The sequence below is a fragment of the Rhodanobacter sp. UC4452_H20 genome (assembly GCF_052978205.1).
In genome coordinates this window covers 761,073-784,608 of the sequence record NZ_CM129662.1, presented here as the reverse complement: position 1 = coordinate 784,608, position 23,536 = coordinate 761,073, and the positions used below count along the sequence as shown (strand labels likewise).

Genomic DNA, 23,536 nt, shown 5'->3' with positions numbered 1-23,536 from the left:
GGGGCCCGCTCGCGGGCGATGCTTTTACAGATCCCGAATCCCCGCTCTCAGCAGACGAACGTCCGGTCATCCCGACCCAACAGCATCGCCCGCGAGCGGGCTCCTGCAGGCGTGGTCACACGTCCTGTTCGAGGAAGCGGTGGCGCTTGGTCACGGCGTCCAGTTCCAGCAGGGTTTCCAGCAACGCCTCCATCTTGCCCAGCGGCCACGCATTCGGGCCGTCGGACAGCGCCTTGCTCGGATCGGGATGGGTCTCGGCGAACAGGCCGGCCACGCCGACCGCCACCGCCGCGCGCGCCAGCACCGGCACGAATTCGCGCTGGCCGCCGGAGCTGGCACCCTGCCCGCCCGGCAACTGCACCGAATGCGTCGCGTCGAACACCACCGGGCAACCGGTCTCGCGCATCACGCTGAGCGAGCGCATGTCCGAGACGAGGTTGTTGTAGCCGAAGCTGGCACCGCGTTCGCAGACCATGATGTGGTCGTTGCCGACGGCCCTGGCCTTGGCCACCACGTGCTTCATGTCCCACGGCGCCAGGAACTGGCCCTTCTTGATGTTTACCGGCTTGCCGGCACGCGCCACTTTCTGGATGAAGTCGGTCTGCCGGCACAGGAAGGCCGGCGTCTGCAGCACGTCGACCACCGATGCCACCTCGTCCATCGGCGTGTACTCGTGCACGTCGGTGAGCACCGGCACGCCGATCTGGCGCTTCACTTCGCCCAGGATGCGCAGGCCCTCTTCCAGGCCGGGCCCACGGAAGCTCTCGCCGGAGGAGCGGTTGGCCTTGTCGAAGCTGGATTTGAAGATGAAGGGGATGCTCAGCCGCGCGGTGATTTCCTTCAGCATGCCGGCGGTGTCCAGCTGCAGCTGCTCGGATTCCACCACGCAGGGGCCGGCGATCATGAACAGGGGTTGGTCGAGGCCGACCTCGAATCCGCAAAGCTTCATGACTCTTTCCCGTTCAAAGCGTTCTTGATTCCATCATGCCCGCATTCGCGGGAATGACAGCCACGAGGGTGTCGCGTTGCCGCGTCATGCCGTCGCCTGCACCGGCGCCAGCTTCTCGCCGACGCGCACGGCCTTGTACTCGCGTGCCGCGCGCACGAAGCCGCTGAACAACGGGTGGCCGTCGCGCGGGGTCGAGGTGAACTCCGGGTGCGCCTGGCAGCCGAGGAACCACGGATGCTGCTGTTGCGGGAGTTCGACGATCTCCACCAGCAGGTCGTCCATCGACTTGCCGGAGATCACCAGGCCCAGGTCCTCGAACGTCTGCCGATAGCGGTTGTTGAACTCGTAGCGATGGCGATGGCGCTCGCGCATGACGTCCTGCCCGTACATCGCGCGCGCCAGCGTGCCGGCCTTGAGCCGGCATTCCTGCGAACCCAGGCGCATGGTGCCGCCCAGGTCGGAGCGGTCGTTGCGCTGCTCGACTTCACCGGTCGCGGTGGTCCACTCGGTGATCAACGCGATCACCGGGTTCGGCGTGTTGCGGTCGTTCTCGCTGGAATCGGCGTCGGTCAGGCCAGCCACGTGGCGGGCGAAATCCACCACCGCCGCATGCATGCCGTAGCAGATGCCGAAATAGGGCACGCCGTGCTCGCGGGCGTACTTCGCCGCCAGCACCTTGCCCTCGAAGCCGCGCTTGCCGAAGCCGCCGGGCACCAGGATGGCGTCGGCCTTGCCCAGCACCTTGGCGGCGCCTTCGGCCTCGACCTGCTCGGAGTCGATCCAGTCCAGGTTGACCCGTGTCTGCTGCTTGATGCCGCCGTGGCGCAGCGCCTCGCCGAGCGACTTGTAGGCGTCCTTGTGCTCGACATACTTGCCCACGATGGCGACGGTGACCTCGTCCTTCGGGTGCTCCACCGCGTCCACCGTGCGCTGCCACTCGGACAGGTCGGCCGGCTTGGCGGCCAGGCCGAGCTTCTTCACCACGATGTCGTCCAGGCCCTGCTGGTGCAGCCACAGCGGCTGCTTGTAGATCACGTCGACGTCGGCCGCGCTGATCACGGCGGATTCGGGCACGTTGGTGAACAGCGCGATCTTGCGCCGTTCGGCCTCGGGCAGCGGCTCCTCGCAGCGGCACAGCAGGATGTCCGGCTGGATGCCGATCGAGCGCAGCTCCTTCACCGAGTGCTGGGTCGGCTTGGTCTTGATCTCGCCGGCGGCCTTGATGTACGGCACCAGGGTCAGGTGCATGAACACCACCTTCTCCGGACCGTGCTCGATGCGCAACTGCCGGATCGCCTCCAGGAACGGCAGCGACTCGATGTCGCCCACGGTACCGCCGATCTCCACCAGCGCCACGTCGAAGCCGCGGGTGGCCTCGTGGATGCAGTGCTTGATCTCGTCGGTGATGTGCGGGATCACCTGCACGGTGGCGCCGAGGTAATCGCCGCGACGCTCCTTGCGGATCACCGCCTCGTAGATCTTGCCGGTGGTGATCGAGTTCTTGCCGGACAGGCGGGTGCGCACGAAGCGCTCGTAGTGGCCAAGATCGAGGTCGGTCTCGGCGCCGTCGTCGGTCACGTAGACCTCGCCGTGCTGGAACGGACTCATCGTGCCCGGGTCCACATTGATGTAGGGATCGAGCTTCATCATGGTGACCGAGAGGCCGCGCGCTTCGAGGATGGAGGCGAGCGACGCCGCCGCGATGCCCTTGCCAAGCGAGGACACCACACCGCCGGTGACGAAAATCAGGGGGGTCATGGAAAGCAGCCGTGCGGGAAATTGGCATTTTAGCTGCAGAACCGTCCGACGGCGAGATGGCGTGCGAAAAATCGACCCCATCGGTTCATTTCCGGGGCAGCGCGTGCATGAAAACGGCAGATGGCGCCTGCTAGCATGACAGGATGAACAATCCCGTCCCCGCCCGTCTCGCCGCCTTGCGCGCGGCCATGCAGCAGCACGGCGTCGCTGCCGTGCTCGTTCCCAGTGCCGATCCGCATCTGTCCGAGTACCTGCCGGCGCACTGGTCGGCACGGACATGGCTGTCCGGGTTCGACGGATCGGCCGGCACGCTCATTGTCGGTCGCGAGCAGGCCGGGCTGTGGACCGACTCGCGCTATTTCGCGCAGGCCGAGCAGCAGCTGGCCGGCAGCGGCGTCGCGCTGATGAAGCTGCGCGTACCGCACACGCCCGAGCATCTGGAATGGCTGCAGCAGCAACTGCATGACGGCGACGTGCTGGCGGTGGCCGGGGACAGCGTGGCTGTCGCCACCCGGCACCAGATCGAACACCGGCTGGCGGAGACCGGCGCCACCGTGCGCACCGACCTGGACCTGCCGGGCGAGATCTGGACGGATCGCCCCGCCCTGCCGGCGTCGCCGGTGGTCGAGCACGCGCTGGCCTGGGCCTGCATCCCCCGCGCGGAAAAGTTCGCGCGCCTGCGCAAGGCGATGCGCAAGCTCGGCGCCAGCCATCACCTGGTGTCAAGCCTCGACGACATCGCCTGGCTGACCAACCTGCGCGGCAGCGATGTCGAGTGCAACCCGGTGTTCCTCGCCCACCTGCTGGTACAGGCCAACGCCGGCGCCACCTTGTTCGTCGGCCGCGCCAAACTCGATGATGCGCTGGTCGCGGCACTGGCCGCCGACGGCATCGGCATCGCCGATTACGCTTCGATCACCTCGGCGTTGCCGGAGCTGGGCGCGGACGACCGCCTGCTGCTGGACAGCGGCCGCGTGGTCAGCTCGATCGCCGCGGCAATCGCGCCGGAGGTCACACGCATCGAGGCGCCCAACCCCAGCACGGCGTTCAAGGCGGTCAAGAGCGCCGCCGAACTCGACCATGTCCGCGACGTGATGCGCCGCGACGGCGCGGCGCTGGTGCGCGGTTTCCGCCGGCTGGAACAGCGGCTCGCCGCCGGCATGACGCTGACCGAGCTGGACGTGGACACGCTGCTGCACGAGGAACGCTCGGCCCAACCCGGCTGGGTCGGCGAGAGCTTCGCCACCATCGCCGGCTACCAGGCCAACGGCGCATTGCCGCACTACCGCGCCACGCCGCAGTCGCACAGCACGCTGCAGGCAAAGGGCCTGCTGCTGATCGACTCGGGCGGACAGTACCTCGGCGGCACCACCGACATCACCCGCGTGCTCGCCCTGGGCGAGACCACCGCCGAGCAGCGCCGCGATGCCACGCTGGTGCTGAAGGGCATGATCGGGCTGTCGCGCGCGCGTTTTCCCAAAGGCGCCAGCGGCCCGCAACTGGATGCGCTGGCGCGTGCGCCGCTGTGGGCGGCGGGCATGGATTACGGCCACGGCACCGGCCATGGCGTGGGTTATTTCCTCAACGTGCACGAAGGCCCGCACGGCATCCGCGCACCGGTGCCCGGCGGCGCACTGGTGCCGCTGGAGCCGGGCATGATCAGCTCGATCGAGCCGGGCCTGTACAAGCCCGGCCGGCACGGCATCCGCCACGAAAACCTGGCCGTGGTGGTCGAGGCCGACCGCACCGAGTTCGGCGAATTCCTCGCCTTCGAGACACTCACGATGTGCCCGTTCGATCGCCGCGCGCTCGAACCGAACCTGCTCAACCCGGAAGAGCGCGCCTGGCTGGACGACTACCACGCCAACGTCCGCGCCGCGCTCAGCCCGCTGCTGGCCGACGCCGATCTGGAGTGGCTGAACCGCCACTGCGCGCCGCTGTAGGCCGCGCCCTGCGGCAGGCCCCATGGACCTGCCGTCGCGCCGCGGGTCACAGCCCCAGGTTGTTGTGCTCCAGCACGCGTTCGGCGCGATAACTCGAACGCACCAACGGCCCGGCGACCGCTTCCACGAAACCCTTGCCCAGCGCCAGTTCGCGATAGGCACGGAATTCGTCCGGGGTGACGAAGCGCTCCACCGGCAGGTGGTGCGGGCTGGGCCGCATGTACTGGCCCAGGGTGACCACGTCCACGCAGGCGGCGCGCATGTCGTCCAGCGCCTGCTCGATCTCGGCGTCGGTTTCGCCCAGGCCCAGCATCAGGCTGGTCTTGGTGAGCGTCCTGGGCGCGTGGCGCTTGGCGAACGCCAGCACGTCCAGGGTCTGCTCGTAGCCGGCGCGCGGGTCGCGCACCGGATGGGTGAGGCGGCGCACGGTTTCCAGGTTCTGCGCGTAGGTGGCCAGGCCGGCGTCGAGCACGGTGGCGACGCTGGCATGGTTGCCGGCGAAATCGGGCGTGAGCGCCTCCACCGCGGTGTCGGGCGAACGCAGGTGGATGGCCTTCACGCAGGCGGCGTAGTGGGCGGCGCCGCCGTCCGCCAGGTCGTCGCGATCCACCGAGGTGAGCACCACGTACTTGAGCCCCATCAGCGCCACCGCGTCGGCCACCTTGGCCGGCTCCAGCGGGTCGAGCCAGCCGTTCGGGTTGCCGGTGGACACCGAGCAGAACTTGCACGCGCGCGTGCACACCGAGCCCATCAGCATCAGCGTGGCGGTGCCGCGGCCCCAACACTCGGCGATGTTGGGGCACTTGGATTCGGCGCACACGGTGTTGAGCTGGTGCGTGCGCACGATATCGGCCACTTCCTCGTAATGCGCGCCGCTGGGCAGCTTCACGCGCAGCCATGGCGGCTTGCGGCTGACGTCGGGCTCATGGCTGTGTGCGTTGGGCTTCTGGCCGCCCTTTACCGCACGCGTGCCCTGCGGACTGGTGAACTTGCTGCCGTCCGGGATGGAAGGGTTGCTGGACATGGGGATGCGGGCTGGCTGGACTGCCGCCAGTGTCGCGCGCCACGCCTGGGCCTGCCCTGATGCACGTCAAAGCAGCCGAGTCGATGCCACGCGCCGCATGCCGATCAACCGCGCCGTGGCGGCACCAATCGCAGACGGGGGGAGCCGCTCTGCTGGTTGGGGCTGAGCAACGCCTGGATTTCCTCGGCCTGCAACGGATACGAGTAGAGGTAGCCCTGTCCCTCGACGCAACCGGCGCGCAGCAGGAACTCGTGCTGCGCCTCGGTCTCGATGCCTTCGGCGATGGTGACCAGGCCCAGGCTGCGCGACATCGCCAGCATCGCCTCGGTAATCGCCGCGTCGTTGGCGTCGCCGGGCAGGCCGGTGACGAAAGAGCGGTCGATCTTCAGGTAAGTGACGGCCGGCAGCTTGAGGTACGCCATCGAGGAGTAGCCGGTGCCGAAATCGTCGATGGCCACGTCGATGTTCAGCATGTCCAGCGTCTGCATGGTGCGCTGGGTGTCGTCGCCCAGCCGCAGCATCGCGCTCTCGGTGATCTCCAGCAGCAGGCGGTGCGGCGACACGCGGCGCGACTGCAAGGTGCGGCTGACCCCGTCGACGAAGGATGGATGGCCGAACCAGCGCGCGGAGATGTTCACCGCCACGCGGATCGGCGGCACGCCGGCCAGGTCCCAGGCCTGGATCTGGGCGCAGGTGGCCTGCAGCACCCATTCGTCGATGCGCCGGATCAGGCCCAGACTCTCCGCCACCGGGATGAACTCGCCGGGCAGTACCTCGCCGCGCTCCGGATGCTGCCAGCGCAGCAGCGCCTCCACCGCAACGATGCGCCCGCTGCCCAGCTCGATGCTGGGCTGGAACACCAGGCGGAACTCGCCCCGGCTCAGTGCCTGGCGCAGTTCGGTCGCCAGCTGCAGGCGGCGCCGGTTGTCGGCATGCATCATCGGCGTGTAGAAGCGGAACGCGTTGCGCTCCTCGGTCTTGGCCGCATACATCGCCGCGTCGGCGTTGGCGATGAGGGTGGCCGCGTCGTTGCCGTCCAGCGGGTAGCCGGCCACGCCGATGCTGGCGGTGAGCACGACCTCGTAATCGTCCAGCACCAGCGGCTCGGACAGCGTCGCCAGCAACCGGTTGACGATCGCCCGCGCATCCTCGCGCAGGCTCAGTCGCGGCAGCAGCACGGTGAACTCGTCGCCGCCGATGCGTCCGGCCACGTCGCCGTCGGAGAGCTGCCGGCTGATGCGCTCGCCCACTTTCACCAGCAAGCGGTCGCCGATCGCGTGACTGTAACTGTCATTGACGATCTTGAATGCATCCAGGTCGATGAACAGCACCACCGCCGCCAGCCGCTCGCGCTCGGCCTGGGCGATCGCCTCGCTGCAGTAGCGTTCGAACTCGGCGCGATTGACCAGGCCGGTGAGCGGATCGTGCCGGGCCAGGTGTTCCAGCCGGCGCTGGTTGGCCTTGGCCTCGTGGATGTCGGTGCACACCGCCACGTAATACGTCACGTGGCCGTCGCCATTGCGGATCGCGCTGAGGCTCAAGTGTTCCGGATAGGTCGTGCCGTCGGCGCGGGTGCTCAGCACCTCGCCGATCCAGTTGCCGCCGGCGGCCACCTCGTCCCAGATGGCTTTCGGCAGCGCACGCCCGTCCGGCAGGCGGCGCGTGTCGCCCAGCCGCCGGCCCTGCAGCGCCAGGCTGCTGAAGCCGGTCAGCTCGGTGTGCGCCGCGTTGGTGGAGGTGATCCGCTGCTGCGCGTCGGCGATGACCACGCCCTCGGCGATGCTGGCCAGCGCCTCGGCCGCCACCCGGCGCTCCTGTTCCATCGCCACCCGCTCGGAGATGTCGCGGATGATCGCCTGGCACACCGGCAACTCGCCCCAGCTGGCAACGCTGGTCTGGGTCTCCACCGGGCGGGAGCTGCCGTCGGCGGCCAGCAGCGCGTTGGTGGCGGCACGCCCCGCCTGCTGGCCGGCCAGCGGCTGCAGGAACAGGTGCACGTAGCGGTCGCCGATCAGCTCCTTCGCGCTGCGCCCGGTCCAGGCCGCCGCCGTGCGGTTCACGTCGAGGATGCGCCCGCTGCCTTCGTCGATCATCACGATCGCGTCGGCGGCGCTGTCGAACAGCAGCCGGTAGCGCTCCTCGCTGCCGCGGATGCTTTCCAGGATGCGCCGCGCCATGCCCAGCCACAGCAGCACGGCGACCAGGGTCACCGCGACCACGCCACCGAAGAGCAGCTTGCCGACCCACGAGGCGCCACGCGCCACCTCGAGCGAGAAGACGTTGGTGCGCGGCTCGATGAATCGGTTCAGCTCATGAATGCGACTGCGTTGGCGAAGCTGCTCGGCCGGCGGCAGGCCACCGGCCGCGTAGGCGCGTTGCAACTCGCCGGCAATCTCGTCCAGCTCGGTAATGGCGTCGTCGACCGAGTACCAGGCGCGCAGCGCCTCGCTGATATGCGGCGCCGACGAAAAATGCTGGAGGATGAAGATCATCCCGGGGATGGCATCGGGGATCACGCTGCCCCGGGCGAACGCCTGGGCGACCTTGTCGTGGTCGAACTGGCCCGAGGCGATCGCGTCGCGGGCCCAGCGATCGGAGAGCACTACCGCGTAGTGGCGCCTGAAGCCGGCCAGGTCCGCGGCGTCGCCGCTGATCGCATAGGCTTCCAGGTCGATCACCGACTGCTTCTGCGCCTTGGACCACAGACTCTCGCCGTTGAGGAAACCGGCGAGAGTGATCTGGATCTGCAACGCGCCCCAGGTCAAGGCCAGCATCAGCCCCACCATCGCGATCAGCGCATACGCCAGCGGCATCAGTCGCCGCGACAATGGCTTTTGCAAGGTGGCTCGGGAAGTGCGCATCATGCCCCTTCTACCATGACTGGTGCCTTGTGACCCACTGCGTGCTCCTTGGTTGCTGCAGTTCGGTACGTCAGGCGGCGGCTTCCCTCAGGGCCTCCAACTCGTAACGCGTGCCGATGCAATGATCCATGCTGATGCGCATGCTTACATAGCTGCGCTTGATGCAACTGGCAATATGTTCCACGTCGTGCGCGGCCGGGGTCGTCCCCATCAACGTGCAGACGATCTCCAGCGCCTCCCACGGATGGGTATCGTCATAAGCGGCATGAAGTTGAAGCCAGCGCAAACTGCCGGCACGTTCCTTCGGCGCGAAGCTCTCGGCATAGGCCTTGCTTTCGTATACGCGCTGCGACCACTCGCCGGTGGCCCCCTCGACGGCATAGTTGGTGGCTGCGATGCTCGCCGCCAGCGAACCGCTGGCGCAAATCTCCTCGCACCAGTCCGCCAGGGTACCGGTGCCGTGCGGCGCCCGGCCGTTCAGCACGTCCTCGCGCTCAACGCCCGCGCCTTCGGCCCAGTTGAGCCAGTATTCGGCATGGTTCTGCTCCACGCGGATGTTGCGCACCAGCCAGCGCCGGGCCAGGTTGTCGCCGGGGCTGCGGCCGAAGCGGGTCTTGAGCAGGCTCAGCGCCATGTACGCCGGGAAACGCTCGATCACCGGCCAGATCCCGACCATGAAGTGACGCGTCGCCGTTTGGCTGAGCGAAGCCTCCCTCATCAGGTCCCACATCTCGTGCCGCACGACGCCTTGCTTGGCGGCTTCGCAATCGGCCACCATGTCCTGCGCCCATTGAGGGTAGCTGGTCAGTTCGGTGAGCGGGCCGGTACGTTCAAAACGGGTGTTCATCGTCCATCTCCTTACAGGTGGGTGTTGCGGTGGTTCGCCATTGCCTGACCGTGCGCTGGATTGCTGCCGGCCTCGATCGGGCGCCGCCTTCTTCGGCGACACCACGAAAATTCATGCATCGGCCGCACTGGCCACCGGCAGCACGAACCCGGGCCAATGCCCGACTCGCGCGCGACCATCGTGCCGCCTGCAGCGGTTGCAGTGTGGATACCATGTCGCAGTCCACGCATCCGCGCCACCCGGCATCGTTTGGACGTCCGGACCCGGATCGGTTTTCGCGGGGTTCGAGAGTGGGCTGACGGCGACCACGCCGCAGCGGCCGAGTCGCCGCACAGGACCCGCGGCAGCGCCTCGCGCCGCATCGGCCGGCCGGGCGCATCAGCGCAGCACCCCGACGGTGGCATACCGATGAAGCCTCTTGTCGTCGTCGCCCTGCCCGGTCGATTGCATGGACACCCCCGCGGGAACTATGCCGCAGATGGCGACGACGCGCGAGCCGAGCCGCGGATGGTGACTAGCCGAAGGAACGCCGTTCGCGGTCCCGTCAATGCACCGACGGCGCCGTCGGCGCCAGCACCGCCTCGGTCACGCTGCTGCCGTCGTGGCCGAACACGGAGTGGTTTTCTTCGGTGCGCCGCGACACCGCCAGCAGGCGCGTGCCGACCTGCTGCAACGCGTAGTCGGTGGTGGTGCCGAACTCGATGCTGATGAGCAGCTTGCGCCCCTTGATCGCCAGCATGTTGCGCACCGCCACCGGCACGCCATCGGCGCCCAGCCACACACTGAGCTGGCCGACGTACTTCTTGACCGACATCTCCTTGTTCGCTGACGGCGGCATCGGCACGTCGAACACCAGCAGGCGCGCCGGCTTGCCGTTGCGGGTGTCGTCGCGCTGGCTGGCCAGGGTCGCGCCGTCGAGCTGGCGCAGCAGCACCGGCGCGTAATTCACCATCGGCTGCACGTTGACCGGGCTCAATTGGCCGAGCAGGTCCTGCACCGGCGTCGGCGCATCCTTGTTCTTCGCGTTCACCGCCGCCTCGGCCGCGGCACGCTGCAGCAGCTCCGGCGAAAAATGCAGCTCCAGGCCATCGGTGCCGCTGCGCACGCCCAGCTGCAGCTGCGCGCGCTCGATCTTGCCGTCTTCCTTCTTCACCGTGCTGCTGACGCGCGCCGTGGCCAGCAGCGGCTGCGCCGGCTGCAGCTTGCCCAAGGTGGCACGCAGGTCGGACACGGCATCGGCCCGGGCCAGTGCCGGCAAGGCGAGCGCGGCGAGCAGCGCGGCAAGGATCACGCGTGAGGTCATGGTACGGTTCCGGTCGCCAGGGGCGGCCAGTATCGCCTGCCCGGGCGGCGCGCACACGGTCGGCGCCGCCGGCAGTTCAACCGGCGTGCTTGTGCGGCACCGCGCGCACGGTCGGCTCGAACAGGATGCCCACGCGGCTGGCCGGCGCATCGCGATACAGGCCCAGCACGCAGTGCTCCGCGCGCAACGCAAAGTCCGCGTAATAGACCACGCCCGGATAGGGCACGAAGGTCAGGTCGGGCGAACACGAATACATCCGCTGGTAGCCGCTGGCCACCAGCACCTTGAACAGCATCAGGCGCTCGCCCGTCGGCACCTGCAGCTCGCCGTGGCTGCTCTTGAGGTCGTAGCACCGGCGACCATCGCAGAAACTCAGCGGCATCGCCTGGCTGGCCAGGTTCGGCGACAGCTTGATCGTGGCCAGCGGCTGGCCGGCCGCCGGCTGGTACATCGGCAGCCCCGCGCAGCCGCCAAGAACGGCAGCGGCCACGGCGGTCAGCAGCCGGCGGGTGACGTGATCGGCGCTCATCGGTGGCCTGCCTGTGCATGGACATAAGAGACGTAGCGCTTCTCGATCTCGCCCGCGTCGAGGTCGCCGGCGGAGTAGTCCTGGTCGAACAGCACGAACACCCAGTCGCCCATGTCGCCCGCCACCCGGCCAACGGTGAGGTCCATGGTGGGGCGGTCGCGGATGGCATCCGGCAGCGATTCGTACAGGCGGAGATACCGTTTGTGCCGCTGCAGCGCCAGCTCGGCGCAGCGGTACATCAGATAGGCGTGGGTAGTGTCGCGGTCGATGTAGCCGTTGCCGGAGAAACCCACCTTGAGCAGTTCACCCGGGCCGGGCTGCTCCCAGTAACCGCCGGTGTAACCGCGGATCACCCCCTTGTCGGAGTGATAGCCCGTGGCGCAGCCGCCAAGCAGCACGGCGGCCACCATCGCCCACATCCTTCTTCCCATCCCCTTCCCCCGTTCCCTCGCCAGCCTGTCGCGGCGAAAAGCCGCCTCGATGCGTATCCGCCGACGCGTGCCGCGCGATGATGCACGGCCACCCCGGTGGCCGCAAGCGCTTCAGGCCAGGGCGCGGCGCAACTGGGCGAACGCCCTGGTGATGGCGTGCGGATCGATCACGCCGTAGCCGAACGTCACCGCCGGCTCGATCGTGCGCGTCATCGCGTAGCTGGCGGTGGATTCGGCGCCGACGGCGTGGCGCAGGATGATCGGCATGAGCCGGGCCGCCCGCGCGGGATCGCGGAATCGCGCGGCCAGATGCAGGCCGGCTTCGGAGGGAATCGGTTGCAACCAGCGGCCGAGTTCACCCTGCAGCGCGTCGAGCAGGGCCGCGCGGCGCTCGGCGTAGATCGGCCGCATGTGGCGCACGTGCCGCGCGAGGTGGCCGTCGCGGATGAAGGCGGCAAGCGCGGCCTGGGTTATGCCGTCGCAATGCGAGTCGACGCAGTGCTTGACGGTGACCAGCCCGCTGCGCGCCCACGCCGGCGCCACCACGAAGCCCTTGCGCAGCGAGGGAAACATGCTCTTGGAGAAAGTGCCGACGTAGAACACCAGGCCGTCGCGGTCCAGCGTTTGCAGCGCATCGAGCGGACGGTCGCCGAAGCGGAACTCGCCGTCGTAGTCGTCCTCCACGATCACCGCATGGCGACGACGCGCGAAGTCGAGCAAGTCGGCACGCCGACGCAGCGACATCGCCACGCCGGTGGGCGACTGGTGCGACGGGGTGACGCTGATGATGCGCACGTCGTCGGGCAGGCGCTCGACGCACAGGCCCTCGTCGTCCACCGGCAGCGGCACCAGTTGCGCGCCGGCGGCGGCGAACGCGGCGCGCACCGGCGGGTAGCCCGGTTCCTCCACCGCCACCTTCGTCTGCCCCGGCGTGACCAGCAGGCGGGCGATCAGGTCGAACGCCTGCTGCGCGCCGGAGGTGACGATCACATCGTCGGCGCCGCAGGCCACCGCGCGGGTGAACGCGACGTGCTGAGCGATCGCCTCGCGCAAGGCAGGGATGCCTTGCGACGGTGCATAGGCGAACGGTTCGCGCGCGCTCTGGCGCAGCGTCTGCGCCATCAGCCGGCGCCAGACCTCGTGCGGAAAATGGCGGTGGTCGGGAATGCCCAGACGGAAATTTCGCTCGGGCAGGCTGCGCGCCGGCGACGGCTGCAGGAACGGCGTGCGCCATGCCGGCGCGAAACGCGATTCGTCCGCGCCCGTGTGCACCGGCCTGGATCGCCGCCGAACGAACTCGGCGACCCGCGGCCGGGCGCCCTGACGTGGGGCCAGGTAACCCTCCGCGATCAGCAGGTCGTAGGCGGCGACCACGGTATTTCGCGCCACGCCCAGGGCCTCGGCCACTTTCCGCGTGGCGGGCAACGCGGCGTGTGGTGGCAGGCGGCCGTCCAGGATCGCCGCGCGCAATTGCTGGTGCAGCGCCTGCGTGAGCGTGCCTGAGCCACGCGGCAGCAGCACGGGGAACGGAAAAACTGGTTCCATGGAATCTCTCGGGAATGGGTCAATCACAGGTCCAGATTATGCCTAGAGTCGGCACCGTACGGCGGGCACCGCCCGCCGTTCCCGAGTCGAAAAGCCGGCGGGCACCACCCCGCCCCAAGCGAGGCCAGACCATGACAAACGCCATCTGCGAAACCTGCGGCACGCAATACCCGAACGTCCCCACGCACTGCGCCGTCTGCGAGGATGAGCGCCAATACGTCGGCGCGCGCGGCCAGACCTGGACGACGCACGACGCCCTGAAAGCCACCCACACGCTGCGCCTGCAGGACGAAGCCGGCGTGCTCGGCATCGGCCTGGCGCCGGATTTCGCCATCAACCAGCGCGCGCTGTACCTGCCCACCGACGCGGGCAACATCCTGTGGGAAGCCTTGAGCCTGGTGACCGACGAGGCGGTCGCCGCCCTGAAGGCGCGCGGCGGCGTGGACCTGATCGCGATCTCGCACCCGCATTTCTACGCTTCGATGCTGGAGTGGAGCGAGGCGTTCGGCAACGTGCCGATCCTGCTGCACGAGGCGGACCGCGACTGGGTGCGCCGGCCGTCGCCGAACGTGCAGTTCTGGCGCGGCGAGGTCTACCGCCTGTCCGACGCGGTGACCCTGATCAACAGCGGCGGCCACTTTCCCGGCAGCACCGTGCTGCACTGGAAGAACGGGCCGCGACCCGGCGGCGCGCTGTTCTCCGGCGACGCGCCGCACGTCGCCAGCGACCGCCGCCACGTCTCGTTCATGCACAGCTACCCCAACTTCATGCCGATGCCGGCGGCCGACGTGCACCGCATGCGCTCGCGCCTGGCCGGCTGCGACTTCGAGGACGTCTACGGCTTCACCTGGGGCCGCAACATCATCGGCGGCGGCCGCGCGGCGGTCGATGCCTCGTTCGCACGCTATCTCGCCGCCATCGCCGCCTGAGGACACGCCATGAATCGTTCCGCCCGCCTGCACGACTATCTGCCCGCCCGCTTCAGCACCGCCGCCGCGCGGCACTGGGTGCCCTCCTCCACGCCCGGCAAGTCGTCCAGCCCGTTGCGCTTCTTCGCCGGCGACCGCGGTTTCGTCGAGCTGCTGCGCATGGAACCGGGCACGGTGATGCCGCTGCATCGGCATACCGGCGAGATCCACGCGTACAACCTCAGCGGCACGCGCAAGCTGTGCACCGGCGAGCTGATCGGCCCGGGCGACTACGTCTACGAGCCGCCGGGCAACACCGACTGGTGGAAGATCGTCGGCGACGAGCCGATGCTGGCGCTGGTGATCGTGATGGGCACGGTCGAGTTCCTCGGCCCGGGCGGTGCGGTGACCGCCCGCGCCTCGGCCAGCACGCAACTGGCGGAGTACGAACGCCATTGCCGCGAGCTGGGCGTGGCGATGCCGGATGTGCGGGACCGCTGAACGTGGCTCGGCGACGACGCAGCCCGGGCGGCGGCAACCTTCGCCCGCCGTGTCGAAATCGCCGCCCGCCAATCGTCTTACGGGAGACGAGCAGCGCCGCTCTCCGTATCCCCCACCACCGGAAAACCCCGCCATGCCCAAGATGATCTTCGTGAACCTGCCGGTCGCCGACCTCAAGAAGTCGATGGCCTTCTACGCATCCCTCGGCTTTGCGAACAACCCCCACTTCAGCGACGACACCGCCGCGTGCATGGTGTGGAGCGAGGCCGTCCACGTCATGCTGCTCACCCACGCCAAATGGCGCGGCTTCACCGAGCGGCCGCTGCCGAGCGCAGGCGCCAGCGAAGTGATGCTGGCGATCTCGCTCGACGACCGCGCCGCGGTCGATGCCATGAACGGCACGGCCGCGGCGAACGGCGGCACGGCCGACATCAACCCCGCGCAGGATCACGGCTTCATGTACAGCCGCAGCCTGGCCGATCCCGATGGCCACGTATGGGAAGCGTTCTGGATGGACCCGGCGGCCATCCCGCCGGGTTGATGATGTCCGCTGCCGTGGTGGCCGCTGACGCAGCGCCCGGTACCGTCATCGGCCGCTGTAGCGGCCGTCCTGTTCGCGGGCGCGGCCCAGCGCCACCAGCATGTCGAGCAGTTGCGGCAGGCGTTTCTTCCACGGGCCGCGGGCGGTGAAGCGGGTCGCCAGCGCGTCCGCGTCGAGCGCGACCGGACTGGCGGCGAGCGCGTCGGCTACGGCACGCACCTGGGCCACCGCGTCCTTCGGCCACGGCAGCGGCTTGGCCGCGGCGGCCGGTGCAGCGGCTTCGTCCCCGCCCTGCCCGGCGGCAAGCTCGGCCTGCTCCGGTGCCGCCTGCGCGGTCGGGTGCTGGAATGCGGGGCGCAGCCAGCGGACCAGGCCGCGCGCTTCTTCCGCCGCGCGTTCCGCATTGAGCGCCACCAGCCGTTCGAGGATCGCCTCGTCGAAGGCGCGCTTCGCCTCGTCGCGGCTGGCGCCATCGGCGGGCGCGTCATTACCGTGCGCCACGCGCAGCGGCGGCAACAGGTCGCCCCAGCCGTAGGCATCGAGCACCGCCGCGTCGATTTCGTCGTGCAGCTGGCGCAGCACCGAGACCAGGCCGTGCTCGTGGATCACCCGCTCCTTCGCCGTCAGCGGCTCGCCGCTGCGCAGCTTGTCCAGCACGTTGTACATGCCGGTGAGAGTGAGGTCGGGGTACGCAGCCTGCTGGCGTTTGCGGTGGGCGTCGAGTTGTTCGGCGAGGTTAGACAGGTGGGTTTGTTGTTGCTCGATCATCACTTTCGGGAATGGAAAGGGATCGAAGCAAAGCGTGTTGTTGTAGCGTGGAGTCGGCCCTAGGTCTGCACCTGCTGCTAGTGCCCACGTGGTGTGAACACAGCTCGACAACACGCCAAAGAGGGCAGCGTCGTCGATGGCAATTCCAAACAAGGAGCCGTCCCAGAGCCGATCCGCTGACACGAACGTGAAAGCCCGGTGCTTGGTAGTTTCTAAAGTTGCAACGTAGCGTCGGAGCCCCTTTAGTCCGTTTCGGATCACCGGCCGATCCCAGGCAAACTTCCACCATTGCTCGCGTATGGAAGGACGCGCGTTCTGGTCGCGGATCGGCTTCACCTCGGTCAAAAGTTTCTGATACGCCGCCGACGAAGTTGCCCTCGCTTGTTGTTCTGTCATGCCAAAGAAGTCGATGACGAGACGTCCTCCTGTTCCATTGAGCACATCCTTGGGCCCAACCATCAAGCGTCCAACAGGCAAGCCAGTTACTGGATTTATCTCAGGGAACGTATCGCCATCGTTCGCGTAGAAGCCGTCACCTACCAATTTGATTCCTTGACCCGAGAGGCCGCGGTTCGCGCGAAGGCGTGTGGCGCCAGCAACGTTGGCTCCAGCGGTCAGGTCGACGTGAATCGTTCCGAGTTTTGTATGGGTGACGATCTCGTATTCACCGGTCGACCCTTCAGTTTCGCCTAAAAGCGAGACCTGCCGGCCTGGCTGGGTTCCGGCTTGTCCAACGGTCATCGCAATTCGAACTGCCGCGCCATCTGCCGTATCCACCCACGGATGATCGGGGATAGCAAACACCAGGGACAGCGGCCGAGCCTTTCCTTTTCCCTCCGGGAGAAGGGAAGAAGACAATGCGGCTTCGATGACGCGGCGGTTGAAAGTCTGGCTGATCGAGTTCGTGGTGATGAAGCCGAAGCGTTGCAGCGCGCCGCGCTGCGTCAACACGGCAGCGTGATGCCACCAGTACATGACGAAATCGGCGGAATCGGGCATGTCCGGCCACGCACCGCGCAACGCTTCGACGTAGCCATCACCCAACGCCGCACGCATCCGCTTGTTGCCAATAAACGGCGGATTCCCCACCACGAAATCCGCCTCCGGCCACGCCGCCTTGCGCGGGTTCACGTAGCACTCCAGCGGCACGCGCTTGCTGTCGTCCGGCACGTCCTCGCCGGTGACGGGCGAGGGCTTCATGCTCACGCCGTCCCAGCGACTGACCGGCACGCCGCGTTCGTCGAGCACGTACTCCATGCGGTCGTAGGCCAGCACCGCGTCGCGGTTCTCGATGTTGCGGAAGTCGCGGATCACCGGTTGCGGCGGGTTGATGTCGCCGCGGGTGCGGTAGTGCCATTGCAGGTAGCCGATCCACAGCACCACTTCGGCGATGGCGGCGGCGCGCGGGTTCAGCTCGATGCCGAGCAGTTGGTGCGGGTCGACGGTTTCGCCGCCGAGCGCGTCGGCGCGCTCGCCATCCAGCGCCAGGCCGGTCTGGCGGTAGCCGAGTTCGTCCAGCGCGTTGAACACTTCGCCTTCGAGGCGCTTCAGGTGTTCCAGCGTGACGTAGAGGAAGTTGCCGCTGCCGCAGGCAGGGTCGAGCACCTTGACCGTGCACAGGCGGTGGTGGAATGCGCGCAGGGTCTTCACCGCCTCGTCGGCCTTGCCTTCGGCGGCGAGGGTGAGCGCGGCGGCATGGGCGTCGCTCCATTCGCCGCGCAGCGGCTCGATCACGGTGGGCAGCACCAGCCGCTCGACGTAGGCGCGCGGGGTGTAGTGCGCGCCGAGCTTGTGCCGCTCGCCGGGGTCGAGCGCGCGTTCGAGCAGGGTGCCGAAGATGGCCGGCTCGACGTGTTCCCACTTGGCCTTGGCCGCCTCGATCAGCAGCGCGACCTGCTCGCGGGTGAGCGGCAGCGTGTCGGGCTGCTTGAACAGCTTGCCGTTGAAGTGCAGCACCTCGCTGGCGATGGCGCCGCTGAAGCCGCCCTTGTCCATGTCGTGCCAGAGCAGGCCGAGCATGCGCATGGCGGTGTCGGGCTGGTCGGCGTATTTCAGCAGCAGGTCGCGGAAGCTGTCGCTCGGCAGCAGCTTCACGTCTTCGGCGAACATGGTGAACAGGCAGCGCATCAGGAACTGCGCGACCGCCTCGGCGCGGTGGCCGGCCGCTTCCAGGCTACGCGCCAGGGTGGCGAGCCGCGCGGCAATCTCGCGGGTGACGCGGGCGGATTCGCGACTGGGGTCGAGCGCGAGCGGGTCGGTCCAGATCGTGCGCAGGCGCGCGCGGATCTTTTCCTCGCGCAGCTCGTCGAGCGCGATGCGGTGGCTGCGCGGGTCGGGGAACGGCGTGTAGGTGGCGCCGGAGCGGCTGAACTCCGCATACAGCTCGATGCGGTTGCCCACATCCACCACCAGCAGGAACGGCGGGCGGCCCTCGCTGGCCGGCAGCGCGCGGGCGTACTGCTCGGCCTGGCTGCGTGCGCGCAGCATCGCGTCGTCGAAGCCCTTGGTGTGGGTGGGTGCCTTGAGCTTCTTCGCTTCGAGCACGAAGCAGCCGCGCTTGTACAAGTCGATGCGTCCGGCCGAGCTGCTGCCGTCGCCGTGACTGAAGGTGACCGGCCGCTCGAACATGTATTGCTGCTCGGCATCCGGGTGCGGCGCTTCCACGTCGAGCAGCCGGCACAGGTCCAGCGCGAAGCTCTGCGCGGTGGACAGCTCCGAGGCGGTGACGCCGCGCCATTTGGCGATGAAGGCGTCGGCGGCTTCCATGCGGGTGGTCGTCATGAGTGCTTCACCGCGACGGCGAGTAGGTGTTCCACGATCATTCCTTTCGATAGCCCCGCCGCCGAGGATATCCGGTTCCACGCCCTGCCCTCACTTCGCCGTCTGCGCCGCCGCGTGCAAAAGCTCAGGCCGAACCCGACCGCCGCTTGCCGACCGCGGCCACGCGCTTGGCCGGCGCGCTCTTGCGCGTGGCCGGTGCGCAGGTGCCACCGGACTGGCTGCAGCAGTGATCGGTGAGGTAGCCGACCAGCTCGTCCATCGTCTCGATCACCGGCGCGTAGTAGATGAAGCGCCCGCTCTGCCGGCTGCTCACCAGGCCCGCGTGCGACAGCTCCTTCAGGTGGAAGGACAGCGTGGCGTTGGGCAGGCCGAGCTTCTCCGCGATCGCGCTGACCGCCAGTCCTTCCGGCGCATGTTCGATCAGCAGCCGGTAGACCGCCAGCCGCGACTCCTGGGCGAGCGCGGCGAGGATGGTGATGGCTTGCCTGTTCTGCATGGCGCTACTCCCGGGCCGATTCATACCAGCGCTTGCTGCGGTTGACGATGCGCACCACCGACAGCATCACCGGCACCTCGATCAGCACGCCCACCACGGTCGCCAGCGCCGCGCCGGAATGCACGCCGAACAGGCCCACCGCCGTGGCCACCGCCAGCTCGAAGAAGTTGCTGGCGCCGATCAGCGCCGACGGGCCGGCCACGCAGTGCGGCACGCCGAAAAGGCGGTTGAGCCAGTACGCCAGGCCGGCGTTGAAATACACCTGGATCAGGATCGGCACCGCCAGCAGCGCGATGATCGCCGGCTGCGCGACGATCTGCCGGCCCTGGAAACCGAACAGCAGCACCAGGGTCGCCAGCAGCGCGCCCAGCGACACCGGCCCCAGCCGCTGCAGCAGTTTCTGCAGGCGCGCCTCGCCGCCATGCGCCAGCAGCCGGCGCCGCAGCAGCATGCTGAGCGCCACCGGCACCACGATGTACAGCAGCACCGACAGCAGCAGCGTGTTCCACGGCACCGTGATCGAGGAGATGCCCAGCAGCAGCGCCACGATCGGCGCGAACGCCACCACCATGATGGCGTCGTTCAACGCAACCTGGCTCAGCGTGAATGCCGGCTCGCCACGGCACAGGTTGCTCCACACGAACACCATCGCCGTGCACGGCGCGGCGGCCAGCAGGATCAGGCCGGCGATGTAGGAGTCGAGCTGCGCCGCCGGCAACTGGCCGGCGAACAGGTGGCGGATGAAGATCCAGCCCAGCAGCGCCATCGAAAAGGGCTTTACCGCCCAGTTGACGAACAGCGTGACGCCGATGCCCTTCCACTGCCGGCGCACGCCGCCGAGCGCACCGAAGTCGATCTTCAGCAGCATCGGGATGATCATCAGCCAGATCAGCACGGCGACCGGCAGGTTCACCTGGGCCACCTGCATGCTGCCCAGCGCCTCGAAGCTGCCGGGCAGCAGGTGGCCCAGCAGCGTGCCGGCGACGATGCACAGCAGCACCCAGAGCGTGAGCCAGCGCTCGAAGAAGCCGATGCGGGCACCGTCCGGAGAAACCGCGTCGGCGGCGAGTGCGGCGGATGGCTGGTTCATGCGTGGGCTTCCTCGCCGGTGAGGCTGCCGATGCGGTCGAGCGCCTCTTGCAGCTCGTCGCGGCCCATCGTTTCCACCGGCAGCTGCAGCAGCGCGGTGATCCGCCGCACGATCAGCGCGTACGCACGCCGGAATGCCGCGGCAGCGTCCGCGTCCCGCGCGGCAGCCGGATCGGGCAGGCCCCAATGGCTTCTCACGAAATCGCCGAACAGCACCGGGCAGGCCTCGCTGGCGGCGTTGTCGCAAACCGTGATCACGATATCCAGCGGCGGCGCGCCCGCTTCGGTGAAGCGGTCCCACGACTTGCTGCTGAGTCCTTCGGTGGCAATACCGTGCACCTTGAGCTCGTCGATCGCGTAGGGATTGACGCGCCCGGTCGGCTGGCTGCCGGCGCTGAACGCCGCGAAGCGCCCCGCGCCCAAATGATTGAGGGTGGCCTCGGACAGGATGCTGCGGGCCGAATTGCCGGTGCAGATGAACAGGACGCGACACGGGGGCATGGGCGACGGTTCCGGGTTGGCTTCTATATTTCCATGATTATAGAATTGTCAAACCAACGCAACAGGAACCGCCGTGATCCCGGACCTGCCCCACGTCGCCGCCGACGTACTGGACACCCCCAGCCTGGCCAAGCTGGCCCTGCCGGCCGACGCCGGCCACCCGCCGCGCATCCTGATCCTGTACGGCTCGCTGCGCCCGCAGTCGTTCAGCCGCAAGCTGGCGCTGGAAGCCGAGCGCATCCTGCGCCACTTCGGCGCCGAGACGCGGGTGTTCGACCCGCACGAACTGCCGCTGCTGGACAGCGTGCCGGCCAGCCACCCCAAGGTGCAGGAACTGCGCGCGCTGTCGCTGTGGTCCGAGGGCCAGGTGTGGGTCAGCCCCGAGCGGCACGGCACGATCACCGGCGTGTTCAAGAACCAGATCGACTGGCTGCCGCTGGAAGACGGCAGCGTGCGGCCCACGCAGGGGCGCACGCTCGCGGTGATGCAGGTCTGCGGCGGCTCGCAGTCGTTCAACGTGGTCAACACCCTGCGCGTGCTGGGCCGCTGGATGCGCATGCTGACCATCCCGAACCAGTCCTCGGTGGCCAAGGCCTGGCAGGAGTTCGACGACGACGGCCGGATGAAACCCTCGCCGTTCTACGACCGCGTGGTGGACGTGATGGAGGAGCTGTTCAAGTTCACCCTGCTGGTGCGCGGGCGCAGCGACTACCTGGTCAGCCGTTACAGCGAGCGCAAGGGTGCCGCCGCGGCGAAGGCGCTGACGGCGGCGGCCGAGGTGCTGGAAAGCGCGCCGACGGCGGGCAAACCCGCCTGCTGCAGCGGAACGTGTTGAGCCCGCGACTCCCGCCTGCCGCAACCGCCGATTAGACCGGCGCGTCCTCCGCCGCCACGAAGCCACCGGTTTGCCGCTTCCACAGCCGCGCGTACAGGCCCTCGTGCGCGATCAGCTCGGCGTGCGTGCCGGTCTCGACGATCTGTCCCTTGTCCAGCACCACCAGCCGGTCCATCCGCGCGATGGTAGAGAGGCGATGGGCGATCGCGATCACCGTCTTGCCCTGCATCAGGATGTCCAGGCTGTCCTGGATCGCCGCTTCCGCCTCGGAGTCGAGCGCCGAGGTCGCTTCGTCCAGCACCAGGATCGGCGCGTCCTTCAGCAGGACGCGGGCGATCGCGATGCGCTGGCGCTGGCCGCCGCTGAGTTTCACGCCGCGCTCGCCGACCAGCGCGTCGTAGCCGCGACGGCCCTCGCCATCGCTGAGCTGCGGGATGAATTCGTCGGCGCGCGCCTTGCGCACGGCCTCGGCCACCTGCGCTTCGCTGGCATCGGGACGGCCATAGAGCAGGTTGTCGCGGATCGAGCGGTGCAGCAGCGAAGTGTCCTGGGTGACCACGCCAATCTGCGAGCGCAGGCTTTCCTGGGTGACGTGTGCGATGTCCTGGCCGTCGATCAGGATGCGCCCGGCCTCGAGGTCGTACAGCCGCAGCAGCACGTTGACCAGGGTGGACTTGCCGGCGCCGGACGGGCCGACCAGGCCGATCTTCTCGCCCGCGCGCACGTCCAGATCCAGCCCGGCGATGACGCCGCCACGCTTGCCGTAGTGGAAGTGGATGTGCTCGAAGCGCACCGCGCCGTTGGTCACCTCCAGCGGCATCGCGCCTTCGCGGTCCTGCACCGCGCGCGGCTGCGAGATGGTGGTGATGCCGTCCTGCACGGTGCCGACGTTCTCGAAGATGCCGTTGACCACCCACATGATCCAGCCGGACATGTTGTTGATGCGGATCACCAGCCCGATCGACAACGCAATCGCCCCGGTGGTCACCCGCCCCTCGCTCCATAGCCAGATCGCCAGCGCCGAGGTGCCGGTGATGAGGAAGCCGTTGAGCGCGGTGATGCTGACGTCCATGGCCGTCGTCAGGCGGGTCGTCAGGCGATGCTTGTCGATCAACTCGCCCATCGCCTCGGCCACGTACGCCTCCTCGCGGCGCGTATGGGCGAACAGCTTCAGCGTCATCACGTTGCTATAGCCGTCGACGACGCGGCCCATCAGCTTCGATTTCGCCTCCGAGGATTTCCACGAGCGCTGTTTCACCCGCGGAATGAAGAAGGCCAGCAAGCCGATGTAGCAGAAGATCCACGCCGTCAGCGGTACCGCCAGCCAGCCGTCGGCCTGCGCGAACAGCGCGATGGCGCTGCCGGTGTAGATCACGATGTACCAGATCGCGTCCACGATCTGCACGGCCGAATCGCGCAGCGAGGCGCCGGTCTGGATGATGCGGTTGGCGATGCGCCCGGCGAAATCGTTCTGGAAGAAGCCCAGGCTCTGGCGGATCACGTAGCGATGGTGCTGCCAGCGGATGCGGTTGGTGAGGCTGGGCAGGATCGCCTGGTTCACCAGCAAGTCGTGCAGGCCGCCGAGCAGCGGCCGCGCCACCAGTGCGACCAGCGCCATCCAGATCAGCGCCTGGCCGTGCAGGCGGAACAGGTCCGCCGGCGTGCCGCTGGCCATGTCCACGATGCGCCCGATGAAGCCGAACAGCGACACCTCCACCACCGCCACGCCAAAGCCGACCACCAGCGTGGCGGCGAACACCGGCCACACCTGGCGCAGATAGAACACGTAGAAACGCCACACCGGCCGCGGCGGCATGCCGTCGGCCGGTTCCTTGAACGCGTCGATGAGGGATTCGAACCAGCGAAAGATCATGGGCGGCACGCAGCAGGCAGGTTCTCTAGCGTGGGTGCGCGGCTGGCTGCATG

19 protein-coding genes are annotated in these 23,536 nt (G+C 68.3%); 5 read left to right on the top strand and 14 right to left on the bottom strand.

Annotation, left to right across the window (positions count from 1 at the left end; all coding sequences use genetic code 11):
• Window positions 1-115: 115 nt before the first annotated feature.
• Both kdsA and ACVCMC_RS03785 read right to left on the bottom strand, forming a co-directional pair.
• Window positions 116-949, bottom strand: a complete 834-nt coding sequence (gene kdsA, locus ACVCMC_RS03790) for a 3-deoxy-8-phosphooctulonate synthase (RefSeq protein WP_395118894.1) — start codon at window positions 947-949, stop codon at window positions 116-118.
• An 84-nt stretch (window positions 950-1,033) separates the two neighbouring features.
• Complete coding sequence (locus tag ACVCMC_RS03785; RefSeq protein ID WP_447098740.1) at window positions 1,034-2,707, bottom strand: CTP synthase; 1,674 nt, start codon at window positions 2,705-2,707, stop codon at window positions 1,034-1,036.
• A 143-nt stretch (window positions 2,708-2,850) separates the two neighbouring features.
• On the opposite strand from ACVCMC_RS03785, the gene ACVCMC_RS03780 reads away from it, so the two are divergent.
• Window positions 2,851-4,650, top strand: coding sequence for a M24 family metallopeptidase (locus ACVCMC_RS03780; RefSeq protein WP_447098739.1), 1,800 nt, complete (start codon window positions 2,851-2,853; stop codon window positions 4,648-4,650).
• A gap of 46 nt (window positions 4,651-4,696) precedes the next feature.
• Here the strand turns inward: ACVCMC_RS03780 and lipA are convergent, their stop codons facing one another.
• From lipA to pdxR, 7 genes are all read right to left on the bottom strand, one after another.
• Window positions 4,697-5,674, bottom strand: coding sequence for a lipoyl synthase (gene lipA / locus ACVCMC_RS03775; RefSeq protein ID WP_447098738.1), 978 nt, complete (start codon window positions 5,672-5,674; stop codon window positions 4,697-4,699).
• A gap of 104 nt (window positions 5,675-5,778) precedes the next feature.
• Entirely contained in the window at window positions 5,779-8,535 is a 2,757-nt protein-coding gene (locus tag ACVCMC_RS03770) for a putative bifunctional diguanylate cyclase/phosphodiesterase (protein WP_447099448.1), read from the bottom strand.
• A gap of 70 nt (window positions 8,536-8,605) precedes the next feature.
• A complete protein-coding gene (locus ACVCMC_RS03765) occupies window positions 8,606-9,382 on the bottom strand; it encodes a TenA family transcriptional regulator (RefSeq protein ID WP_447099447.1) in 777 nt (258 codons plus the stop codon).
• Window positions 9,383-9,926: 544 nt separating this feature from the next.
• Window positions 9,927-10,685, bottom strand: coding sequence for a hypothetical protein (locus ACVCMC_RS03760; protein WP_447098737.1), 759 nt, complete (start codon window positions 10,683-10,685; stop codon window positions 9,927-9,929).
• Window positions 10,686-10,761: 76 nt separating this feature from the next.
• Window positions 10,762-11,214 (bottom strand): hypothetical protein, encoded by a 453-nt coding sequence (locus ACVCMC_RS03755; protein WP_395118920.1) that lies wholly within the window; start codon window positions 11,212-11,214, stop codon window positions 10,762-10,764.
• Window positions 11,211-11,624, bottom strand: a complete 414-nt coding sequence (locus ACVCMC_RS03750; RefSeq protein ID WP_447098736.1) for a CC0125/CC1285 family lipoprotein — start codon at window positions 11,622-11,624, stop codon at window positions 11,211-11,213. The genes ACVCMC_RS03755 and ACVCMC_RS03750 overlap by 4 nt, the downstream gene beginning before the upstream one ends.
• Before the next feature lie 132 nt (window positions 11,625-11,756).
• A complete protein-coding gene (gene pdxR / locus ACVCMC_RS03745; RefSeq protein ID WP_447098735.1) occupies window positions 11,757-13,190 on the bottom strand; it encodes a MocR-like pyridoxine biosynthesis transcription factor PdxR in 1,434 nt (477 codons plus the stop codon).
• Window positions 13,191-13,321: 131 nt separating this feature from the next.
• Here pdxR and ACVCMC_RS03740 point away from each other — a divergent pair, with 131 nt between their 5' ends.
• The 3 genes from ACVCMC_RS03740 (at window position 13,322) to ACVCMC_RS03730 (ending at window position 15,140) form a co-directional block, all read left to right on the top strand.
• Entirely contained in the window at window positions 13,322-14,119 is a 798-nt protein-coding gene (locus ACVCMC_RS03740) for an MBL fold metallo-hydrolase (RefSeq protein ID WP_447098734.1), read from the top strand.
• Between the two features lie 9 nt (window positions 14,120-14,128).
• Window positions 14,129-14,599 (top strand): cupin domain-containing protein, encoded by a 471-nt coding sequence (locus tag ACVCMC_RS03735; RefSeq protein ID WP_447098733.1) that lies wholly within the window; start codon window positions 14,129-14,131, stop codon window positions 14,597-14,599.
• Between the two features lie 133 nt (window positions 14,600-14,732).
• Window positions 14,733-15,140 (top strand): VOC family protein, encoded by a 408-nt coding sequence (locus ACVCMC_RS03730; protein ID WP_395118929.1) that lies wholly within the window; start codon window positions 14,733-14,735, stop codon window positions 15,138-15,140.
• A gap of 45 nt (window positions 15,141-15,185) precedes the next feature.
• Here ACVCMC_RS03730 and ACVCMC_RS03725 read toward each other — a convergent pair whose 3' ends face one another.
• From ACVCMC_RS03725 to ACVCMC_RS03710, 4 genes are all read right to left on the bottom strand, one after another.
• Window positions 15,186-18,674, bottom strand: a complete 3,489-nt coding sequence (locus ACVCMC_RS03725; protein ID WP_447099446.1) for a class I SAM-dependent DNA methyltransferase — start codon at window positions 18,672-18,674, stop codon at window positions 15,186-15,188.
• Between the two features lie 139 nt (window positions 18,675-18,813).
• On the bottom strand, window positions 18,814-19,185 hold the full coding sequence (locus ACVCMC_RS03720; RefSeq protein ID WP_447098732.1) for an ArsR/SmtB family transcription factor: 372 nt from the start codon (window positions 19,183-19,185) through the stop codon (window positions 18,814-18,816).
• Window positions 19,186-19,189: 4 nt separating this feature from the next.
• Window positions 19,190-20,275: an ACR3 family arsenite efflux transporter gene (arsB, locus tag ACVCMC_RS03715; RefSeq protein ID WP_447098731.1), complete on the bottom strand. Its 1,086-nt coding sequence runs from the start codon at window positions 20,273-20,275 to the stop codon at window positions 19,190-19,192.
• A complete protein-coding gene (locus ACVCMC_RS03710; RefSeq protein WP_447098730.1) occupies window positions 20,272-20,775 on the bottom strand; it encodes an arsenate reductase ArsC in 504 nt (167 codons plus the stop codon). Before ACVCMC_RS03710 ends, arsB begins: the two co-directional genes overlap by 4 nt.
• Before the next feature lie 73 nt (window positions 20,776-20,848).
• Between ACVCMC_RS03710 and arsH the strand changes: the two genes are divergently transcribed.
• Window positions 20,849-21,610 (top strand): arsenical resistance protein ArsH, encoded by a 762-nt coding sequence (gene arsH, locus ACVCMC_RS03705; protein WP_447098729.1) that lies wholly within the window; start codon window positions 20,849-20,851, stop codon window positions 21,608-21,610.
• Window positions 21,611-21,641: 31 nt separating this feature from the next.
• Here the strand turns inward: arsH and ACVCMC_RS03700 are convergent, their stop codons facing one another.
• A complete protein-coding gene (locus tag ACVCMC_RS03700; protein WP_447099445.1) occupies window positions 21,642-23,480 on the bottom strand; it encodes an ABC transporter ATP-binding protein in 1,839 nt (612 codons plus the stop codon).
• Window positions 23,481-23,536 lie beyond the last annotated feature (56 nt).

Coding starts and splice junctions, on each gene's coding strand:
- kdsA (WP_395118894.1), bottom strand. CDS start 949: ATGAAGCTTTGCGGATTCGAGGTCGGCCTCGACCAACCCCTGTTCATG.
- ACVCMC_RS03785 (WP_447098740.1), bottom strand. CDS start 2,707: ATGACCCCCCTGATTTTCGTCACCGGCGGTGTGGTGTCCTCGCTTGGC.
- ACVCMC_RS03780 (WP_447098739.1), top strand. CDS start 2,851: ATGAACAATCCCGTCCCCGCCCGTCTCGCCGCCTTGCGCGCGGCCATG.
- lipA (WP_447098738.1), bottom strand. CDS start 5,674: ATGTCCAGCAACCCTTCCATCCCGGACGGCAGCAAGTTCACCAGTCCG.
- ACVCMC_RS03770 (WP_447099448.1), bottom strand. CDS start 8,535: ATGCGCACTTCCCGAGCCACCTTGCAAAAGCCATTGTCGCGGCGACTG.
- ACVCMC_RS03765 (WP_447099447.1), bottom strand. CDS start 9,382: ATGAACACCCGTTTTGAACGTACCGGCCCGCTCACCGAACTGACCAGC.
- ACVCMC_RS03760 (WP_447098737.1), bottom strand. CDS start 10,685: ATGACCTCACGCGTGATCCTTGCCGCGCTGCTCGCCGCGCTCGCCTTG.
- ACVCMC_RS03755 (WP_395118920.1), bottom strand. CDS start 11,214: ATGAGCGCCGATCACGTCACCCGCCGGCTGCTGACCGCCGTGGCCGCT.
- ACVCMC_RS03750 (WP_447098736.1), bottom strand. CDS start 11,624: ATGGTGGCCGCCGTGCTGCTTGGCGGCTGCGCCACGGGCTATCACTCC.
- pdxR (WP_447098735.1), bottom strand. CDS start 13,190: ATGGAACCAGTTTTTCCGTTCCCCGTGCTGCTGCCGCGTGGCTCAGGC.
- ACVCMC_RS03740 (WP_447098734.1), top strand. CDS start 13,322: ATGACAAACGCCATCTGCGAAACCTGCGGCACGCAATACCCGAACGTC.
- ACVCMC_RS03735 (WP_447098733.1), top strand. CDS start 14,129: ATGAATCGTTCCGCCCGCCTGCACGACTATCTGCCCGCCCGCTTCAGC.
- ACVCMC_RS03730 (WP_395118929.1), top strand. CDS start 14,733: ATGCCCAAGATGATCTTCGTGAACCTGCCGGTCGCCGACCTCAAGAAG.
- ACVCMC_RS03725 (WP_447099446.1), bottom strand. CDS start 18,674: ATGGAAGCCGCCGACGCCTTCATCGCCAAATGGCGCGGCGTCACCGCC.
- ACVCMC_RS03720 (WP_447098732.1), bottom strand. CDS start 19,185: ATGCAGAACAGGCAAGCCATCACCATCCTCGCCGCGCTCGCCCAGGAG.
- arsB (WP_447098731.1), bottom strand. CDS start 20,275: ATGAACCAGCCATCCGCCGCACTCGCCGCCGACGCGGTTTCTCCGGAC.
- ACVCMC_RS03710 (WP_447098730.1), bottom strand. CDS start 20,775: ATGCCCCCGTGTCGCGTCCTGTTCATCTGCACCGGCAATTCGGCCCGC.